This window comes from Pantoea sp. RG18 (assembly GCF_025910075.1).
In the GTDB taxonomy this organism is placed as follows: domain Bacteria; phylum Pseudomonadota; class Gammaproteobacteria; order Enterobacterales; family Enterobacteriaceae; genus Pantoea; species Pantoea agglomerans.
Map to the genome: position 1 here is coordinate 1 of NZ_JAPCIL010000032.1, position 899 is coordinate 899.

General features: G+C 64.5%; 1 protein-coding gene. It reads right to left on the reverse strand.

The genetic code is table 11. The features are described from left to right. Positions 1–899, reverse strand: an 899-nt coding sequence (locus tag OK409_RS22410) for a hypothetical protein (RefSeq protein WP_264367559.1), incomplete at both ends; no start/stop codon positions are given.

Genomic DNA, 899 nt, shown 5'->3' on the forward strand with positions numbered 1-899 from the left:
CCGCCGTCCGGCAGGCTGGCTACCGACGAGACCGTCTGCGCTCCCGTGGTGGTGGTGTTCACCGTGTACTCGGAGTAGAACGCCGCATCCACGTCAATCACGATACCTTCAATGCCGGTTCCCGAACCGTCCACGTTGTCCGACTGCCACGTCACGTATACGCTGCCGTCCGCGGTCAGCACGGCGTCAAAGATGTGCGTTGCATCCACCGAGTCGCCACCGGTACCCTGGTTGCCGCTCGTGGTGGTGTTCACCAGGAACTCGCGTCCCACCCTGTTATCGTTCGCATCAAAGCGCTGTGCGTAGATGGCCGAGCCATCCCCGTCGCCGCCTTCAGAGCCCCAGATAAGCAGGTAGCCGCCATCGTCCAGCGCCACGCCGACCGGCTTATACTGCTTGCCGCTGGTGTAGCTGTTGACGATAAAGTCACCGCTGCCGACCAGCGTCAGCGTTCCGGTGGCGGCATCCACGCGGTAGTGCACTGCGCGGATGTCAGAGCCGCTGGTGCCGCTGTCGCTGCTGTCCCAGAACACCACGATGCTGCCGTCGTTCAGGGTGATAACGTCCGGATAGTTCTGGGAGCTGTCCGTGGTGGTGTTCACCTGGAAGTTACCCCCCAGTGGCGTGCCGTCTGCGGCAAAAATCTGCCCGACAACCCCGCTGCCGCTGGTGTCACCCGGACCGCTGGTGGCGTTCCACACGGTCACGTACATGCCGCCGTGCGCCGCATCGGTAAAGGCCGCCATTTCCGGCCCGCCGGAGCTGCCCATGCCCTTGCCGGTTGCCACCGTCACTTCGCCCGTCACCGGCTGGTTATCCGCCCCGTAGCTGCGCTGCACGATGCCTGTGCCCTGGTCTTCCCAGCTGATGATGTAGCCGCCGTCGGCGGTTGCCATCGC